This window comes from Massilia glaciei (genome assembly GCF_003011895.2).
Lineage (GTDB): Bacteria > Pseudomonadota > Gammaproteobacteria > Burkholderiales > Burkholderiaceae_D > Telluria_A > Telluria_A glaciei.
The window spans coordinates 1-6,345 of sequence record NZ_PXWF02000123.1; the positions used below are offsets into that span (position 1 = coordinate 1).

Genomic DNA, 6,345 nt, shown 5'->3' on the forward strand with positions numbered 1-6,345 from the left:
GAATTTTGATGCAATTGCCCTGGTGGCGGTTGGGGCAAATCCGCAAATAAGGTAAGATCGGCCCACCAAACATTGCAATTTAACCAAACGGGAGATGATGAATGAGTTTCGCAAACTTTCTTAGCGGCTTGAAAACCAAGGCCGGCGAGTTGAAGACGGAAGCATTGAAGTTCAAGAACAAGGATTTCCTGAACGCCGCGATGGCCGGATCTGCGCTGATCGCCATGGCCGACGGCAACGTCTCGTCCGACGAGAAGCAAAAGATGGTCAAATTCATCGAAACGCACGACGCGCTGTCGATCTTCACGACCAGCGACGTGATCAAGGCCTTCGGCGATTTCGTCAGCCAGCTCGAGTTCGACAAGGACATCGGCGAGGCGAAGGCCTACCAGGCGCTGGGCAAGATGAAATCGAACGGCGAGGCGGCGCGCCTGCTGGTGCGCATGATCATCGCGATCGCCTCGGCCGACGGCAAGTTCGACGACAACGAGAAGCGCGTTGCGGTCAAGATCGCCAAGGAACTTGGGGTCAACCCGGCCGAATTCGAACTGGCTTAAGCATCAGTCGCAAGAAAAAGGGGGCGGGCACCGTTGCGGTGCCCGCCCCCTTGTTCGTTTACGCGGCGTTCTTCAAGTAGTTCCTTAAGCGGGGTCAGACCCCGGGTCAGACCCCGATTGTTACCCGATTGTTACCCGATTGTTATTTGAGCTCGTAGCGGGCGGTCGCGCTCGCCTTGCCCGACAGCGTCACCACCGACACCACCTTGGTCCCCGCCGCCAACTTGAAATTGCCCTTCGCTTCGAGCTTGTTGCCGCCCGCCGGCAGCAGCGCCACGCTGGTCTTGGCGCCGCCCCCCACCAGCAGCAGTTTGCCCTTGCCGCCGGCGACGTCGACCTTCTGGCCGTGGTCGTCCACGTACACGGCGATGCTGCCCTTTGTGGCCACCAGCTCGTAGCTGACGTCGTTGACCTTGGCGACCTGGCCGCCGTACTGCGGCGTCAGCACGCCGTGCGCCAGCGCCGCGCAGGAGGCGGCCAGGGCCGCGCCCGCCGACACGATGGTGATGATCGATTTCATGCTATTGCTTGGTTTGAACATGTTGCCTCCAATGTGAGCTTAAAAAACTTCCTCTTCGCCGGCCTCGACCAGGCGCGCGAGCGGTTTGGCGCCCCACAGCCAGAACATGGCCGGCGTGAGGTAGGTGTCGAGCAGCGTCGAACTGATCAGCCCGGCGAAAATGACCACGGCCACCGGGTGCAATATCTCGGTGCCCGGCATCTCGGCCTCGAACAGCAGCGGCGCCAGCGCGAACGCGGCCACCAGCGCCGTCATCAGCACCGGCGTGAGCCGCTCGAGCGAGCCGCGCACGATCATCGCCTTGCCGAATCGCTCGCCCTCGCCCTTGCACAGGTTGATGTAATGGCTCACCTTCAAAATGCCGTTGCGGATGCTGATGCCGGCCAGCGTGATGAAGCCCACCAGCGCCGCCACCGACAGCGGCTGCCCCGACAGCCACAGGCCGATCACGCTGCCCACCAGCGCCAGCGGGATGTTGGCCATGATCATCAGCGCCAGCGCCGACGAGCGGTAGCGGCTGTATAGGATCAAATAGATCAGCACGAGCGAGCCGAGCGAGAGCAGGCCGATCGTCCGGCTGGCCTTCTCCTGCGCCTCGAACTGGCCGCCCATGGTGATGAAGTAACCGTTCGGCAGCTTGGCCTCGGCCACCACGCGCCGCATGTCCTCGACCACGTCCGACAGCGCGCGCCCCTCGGCGTTGGCCGAGAGCACGATGCGGCGCTTGCCGTCGTCGCGGCTGATCTGGTTCGGGCCGTCGGCCTCCGCCACGCTCGCCAGCGCCGACAGCGGCACCGGCCCGCTCGGCGTGTCGACCATGACGGCGCGCAGGCCGGCGATGGTGCGGCTGGCCTCGGGCAGGCGCAGCACCAGGTCGAAGCGGCGGCTGCCCTCGACCACCTGGGTCATGCGCTCGCCGTCGCTGAGCGTTTGCAGGTAGTCGAGCAGTTCCGACGGCGCCACCCCGAGCCGGGACGCGCTGTCGTAGTCGATCACGATTTTTACCTGCGGCGTGAGCACCTGCTTCTCGATCTCGAGGTCGGCCACGCCGCCCACCCTGGCCAGCCCGGCCTGCAGCAGCGCGGCCTGGGCGCGCAGCACGTCGAGGTCGTCGCCGAAGATCTTGATCGCGATCTGCGCCCGCACGCCCGACAAAATATGGTCGATCCGGTGCGAGATCGGCTGCCCGATGTTGATCGACATCGGCAGCCCGGCCAGCACCCGGCGCATGTCGCCGTAGACCTCGGCGACGCCGCGCTCGGAGGTCCTGAGCTTGACGTCGAGCTCGTTCACGTGCACGCCCTCGGCATGCTCGTCGAGTTCGGCGCGGCCCGAGCGCCGTCCCACGCCCTCGACCTCGGGCACCGTCAGCAGCAGCGCCTCGGCCTGGCTCACCAGGCGCACCGATTCGCCCAGCGTGCTGCCGGGGTTCAGGCGCAGCCCGATCACGGCCGAGCCCTCGTTGAACGGCGGCAGGAAGGTGCGCGGGAAGAACGGCACCGTCGCCACCGCCAGCGCCACCAGCAGCAGCGCGCCCCCCAGCAGCGGCTTGGGATGGTCGAGCACCCACGCCAGGCTGCGGCTGTAGCCGCCCTTGAGGCGCTGGAGCAGGCGCGGGTCCTCGTGCGCGTGCAGCGACATGCCCGGCAACAGGTAGTAGGCCAGCACCGGGGTGAGCGTCACCGACACCAGCATGCTCACCAGCAGCGAGACGATGTAGCCGACCGCCAGCGGCAGCATCAACCGCCCCTCCATCCCGGGCAGGAAGAACAGCGGCACCAGCACCAGCACCACGATGACGGTCGCGTACAGGATCGCCGAGCGCACCTCCGTGGTGGCGCGCGCGATCAGCAGCAGCGGATGCATCGGCTTGGGTTTATCGCGCTCGAGCTTGAGCCGGCGCAGCACGTTCTCGACCCCGACCACGGCGTCGTCGACCAGCTCGCCCATGGCGATGGCCAGCCCGCCGAGCGTCATGGTGTTGATCGACAGGCCGAAATACTTGAACACCAAAATGGCGCTCAGCAGCGACACCGGGATCGCCGTCAGCGAGATGAGCGTGGTGCGCCAGCTGCCCATGAACAGGTACAGGATCACGACCACCACCGCCGAGGCGGCGAGCAGCTTGCCCTGCAGGGTGCTGATCGAGGCCTCGATGAAGCTGGCCTGGCGCATCGTCACCTGCGGTTGCCCCATGCCCGCCGGGAGCGACTTTTGCAGGTCGGCGAGCGCCGCCTCGATCGCTTGGGTCAGTTTGACGGTGTCGCCGTCGGGCTGCTTCTGGATGCTCAGGATGACCGCCGGCTTGCCGTTGTAGCCGGCGTCGCCGCGCCGGATCGCGGGCGCGAAGGTGACCGCCGCCACCTGGCTGAGCAAAATCGGCTGGCCTTCCTTGACCGCCACGGCCAGGCGCTGCAGGTCCTCGAGGCGCGAGGTGCGCCCGAGGTTGCGGATCAGGTACTCGCGGCCGTTGAGCTCCATGAAGCCGCCGCTGGTGTTGGTCGAAAAATTGCGCAGCACGTTTTCGAGCTGCCCGAGCGAGATCCCGAGCGCCGCCATGCGCGTCGTGTCGGGCTGCACCTGGAACTGGCGCACCTCGCCGCCGATCGGGATCACCTGCGCCACCCCGGGCAGGGTCAACAGGCGCGGGCGCAGCACCCAGTCGGCGTATTCGCGCACCGCCATCGAGCTGGTCTTGCTCTCGTCGATCGGCAGCGCCAGCAGCATGATCTCGCCCATGATCGAGGTCACCGGCCCCATGGTCGCGGTGGCGCCGCGCGGCAGCTGGTCCTTGACCAGCACCAGCCGCTCGCTGACCATCTGGCGCGCGCGGTAGATGTCGACGCCCCAGTCGAACGAGACGTACACGAACGACAGGCCGGCGCTCGAGACCGAGCGCAGCCCGGTCACGCCGGGCATGCCGTTCATGGTGGTCTCGAGCGGGATGGTGACCAGTTGTTCCACCTCTTCGGGGGCCATGCCGCCGGCCTCGGTGATGATCGTCACGGTCGGGCGGTTCAGGTCGGGGAACACGTCGACCGGCATGGTGGCGAGCGAGTACACGCCGACCACCATCATCAGCACGGCGGCGGCCAGCACCAGCAGGCGGTTGCGCAGGCTGGTGTCGAGCAGGAAGTTGAACATGGCCTACCTCACCTGGCTCAGCAGCGAGGCGCCCCGCACCACCACGCGCTCGCCGGCGGCCACCCCGTCCTGGACCAGCACGTTGGCGCCGTCGAGCGGCGCGGTGCGCACGGTTTTTGGCACGAAGCGTTCGGCCTGCTCGTGCACCCAGACGATGTCCTGGTTGGCGCCGTTCTTGACGATCGCCTCGGCCGGCACGGCCACCCCGGTCACCTTGCTACGCGTTTGCACCAGCACCTTGAGCGGCTGGCCCACCGCGAGCGCGACCTGCCCCCCGCGGCCCTGGCCCGGCTTGAGCCGGAACTGGATCGGTATGGCCTGCTCGCGCAGCATGGCGCCGGCGCCGAGCAGCTCGAGCGCGAACGACTGGCCGGGCGCCGGGCTGGCGCTGGCGCCGGCGATGTCGGCCGCCAGTCGGGAGTCGTAGGCGAGCGCCTCGACCCGCAGGCGCGCCGGGTCGACGATCTCGAACACGACGTCGCGCGCGTCGACCACCTGGCCGGCCACCACGTTGGCGGCGGCCACCAGGCCGGCGGCGGGCGCGCTCAGGGCCTCGCGCGCGTTGACGCTGGCGCCGACGGCGGCCAGCCGCTCGCCCAGCGATGCCAGCTCGAGCCGGGCGGCGTCGATGTCCTTTTGCGGCACGCTGCCCTCGAGCTGGCGCAGGCGCGCCAGGCGCTGCTGCGCGAGCGTGCGGCCGGCGCGCAGCTCGGCCGCCTGGGCCAACTGGTTGGCGCGCGCGATGGCGTCGAACGCCGGCCGGATGTAGGCCAGCACCTCGCCCTTGCGCACCGCCTGCCCGAGCGCGGGGAAGCCGCGCGGGCCGGGCTCGATGCGGCCCGCGAACGCGGCCTGCACCTTGCCGCCGGCGTTCGGGTCGACCACCACCTTGCCGCTCAGTTCACGCGTCTGCGGCCACGCGCGCTGCGCGGTGAGCACGGTGCGGATCGCCAGTTGGCGCTGCGAGGCCTTGGGCAGCAGCACGCTGCCGTCGGCGGCGCGCTGCGGGCTGTTGGCCGTCGGCGCCGGCGCCTCCTTGCTGTGGTCGTCGCCATCGTGGGCCAGCGCCGGGGCGGCCAGCAGCCATGCCAGCAGCATTGATAAACATCGCAATAAACATGGTTTCATTTGTATTCCTTGACGGTGTTGCGGCGGCGGGCGCGCAGGGCCAGACCCGCGCCGAGTGCGGCCAATAGCGCGAGCGCCAGCGCGCCTGCGATGCGCAGCGGTGTGAAGCCGGCCCACGTGGCGGCGGCCTGCGGGTGGTCGTGCTCCTCCCCGGCCGCGGGCACCAGGTCGCCGGCCAGCAGGTCGTCGTCCCCGCCGGCGCTGACGGTGAAGGTCAGCGACAGCGGCGCGGGCTTGTCGAACAGGGGCGACTTGAACGAATAGGTGCCGTCCTTGTTGGGCACGGCGACGCCGCTGGTCTTGCCCGATTCGATTTCTATGCGCGCGTTGGTGACGGGCGTGTTGTCGGCGTAGCGGTCGAGGTGGATCGTCATCACACCGTGCTCGACGCGGCCGACCAGCTCGAACAGCTCCGAATGGGCCTCGATGCGCGGCGCGCCGCCGGTGGCGGCCGGCGCCACCGGTTTCTCGCTGTGGTCCTCGCCGTCGTGCGCGAGCGCGGGGCCGGCCGCCAGCACCAGCGTGCAGGCCAGGGCGGCAAAAAGGTGTTTGTGGTTCATGGCAAAATTCCCAAAGCTTGATTTAAATTGGCGGTGGCGCGCCCGACCTCGAGGCGGGCGCGCACGGCGGCGCGCTCGGCCTCGAAGCGCTCGGCTTCGGCGCGCAAACGGGCCGGCAGGTCGATCTCGCCGAGGCTGAACGCGCGCGCCAGCAACAGCTGGGTGTCGCGCGCCAGCGCCAGGCGCTCGTCCGACAGTTGGGCGGCCGACTGCGCCTGCGCCAGTTCGCCCCGCGCGGCGGCGATCTCGGCTTGCGTGCGCTCGCCGCCCCGCGCCAGCGCGGCGTCGGCCTCGGCCCGCTCGGCCTCGGCCGCCGCCATGCGCGGCAGGTTGCGCGCGTCGGCGGCGAACGGCACCTTCAGGCGCAGCAGCACGCTCGTTTCGTGCGGCGCGCCGTAGTGCGGACGCTCGCGCGCCATCCCCAGCGTCAGCTCGG

General features: G+C 68.8%; 5 protein-coding genes and 1 pseudogene. 1 reads left to right on the forward strand and 5 read right to left on the reverse strand.

What is annotated here, in order from left to right; translation table 11 throughout:
- Window positions 1-101 precede the first annotated feature (101 nt).
- Window positions 102-557, forward strand: coding sequence for a tellurite resistance TerB family protein (locus C7C56_RS09515; RefSeq protein WP_106757199.1), 456 nt, complete (start codon window positions 102-104; stop codon window positions 555-557).
- Window positions 558-699: 142 nt separating this feature from the next.
- Here the strand turns inward: C7C56_RS09515 and C7C56_RS09520 are convergent, their stop codons facing one another.
- From C7C56_RS09520 to C7C56_RS09540, 5 genes and pseudogenes are all read right to left on the reverse strand, one after another.
- Entirely contained in the window at window positions 700-1,077 is a 378-nt protein-coding gene (locus C7C56_RS09520) for a hypothetical protein (RefSeq protein WP_106757204.1), read from the reverse strand.
- 39 nt (window positions 1,078-1,116) lie between these two features.
- Window positions 1,117-4,221 carry an efflux RND transporter permease subunit gene (locus C7C56_RS09525; protein ID WP_106757200.1) on the reverse strand — a complete coding sequence of 1,035 codons (3,105 nt, stop codon included), beginning with the start codon at window positions 4,219-4,221 and terminating at the stop codon, window positions 1,117-1,119.
- A gap of 3 nt (window positions 4,222-4,224) precedes the next feature.
- The gene (locus C7C56_RS09530; protein WP_229458503.1) at window positions 4,225-5,319 is read right to left on the reverse strand and encodes an efflux RND transporter periplasmic adaptor subunit; all 1,095 of its coding nucleotides are present in this window, start codon (window positions 5,317-5,319) and stop codon (window positions 4,225-4,227) included.
- A 26-nt stretch (window positions 5,320-5,345) separates the two neighbouring features.
- Window positions 5,346-5,909 (reverse strand): hypothetical protein, encoded by a 564-nt coding sequence (locus tag C7C56_RS09535; protein ID WP_106757202.1) that lies wholly within the window; start codon window positions 5,907-5,909, stop codon window positions 5,346-5,348.
- Window positions 5,906-6,345: pseudogene (locus tag C7C56_RS09540) on the reverse strand (TolC family protein); the annotation flags it as partial. The pseudogene C7C56_RS09540 and the gene C7C56_RS09535, both read right to left, overlap by 4 nt.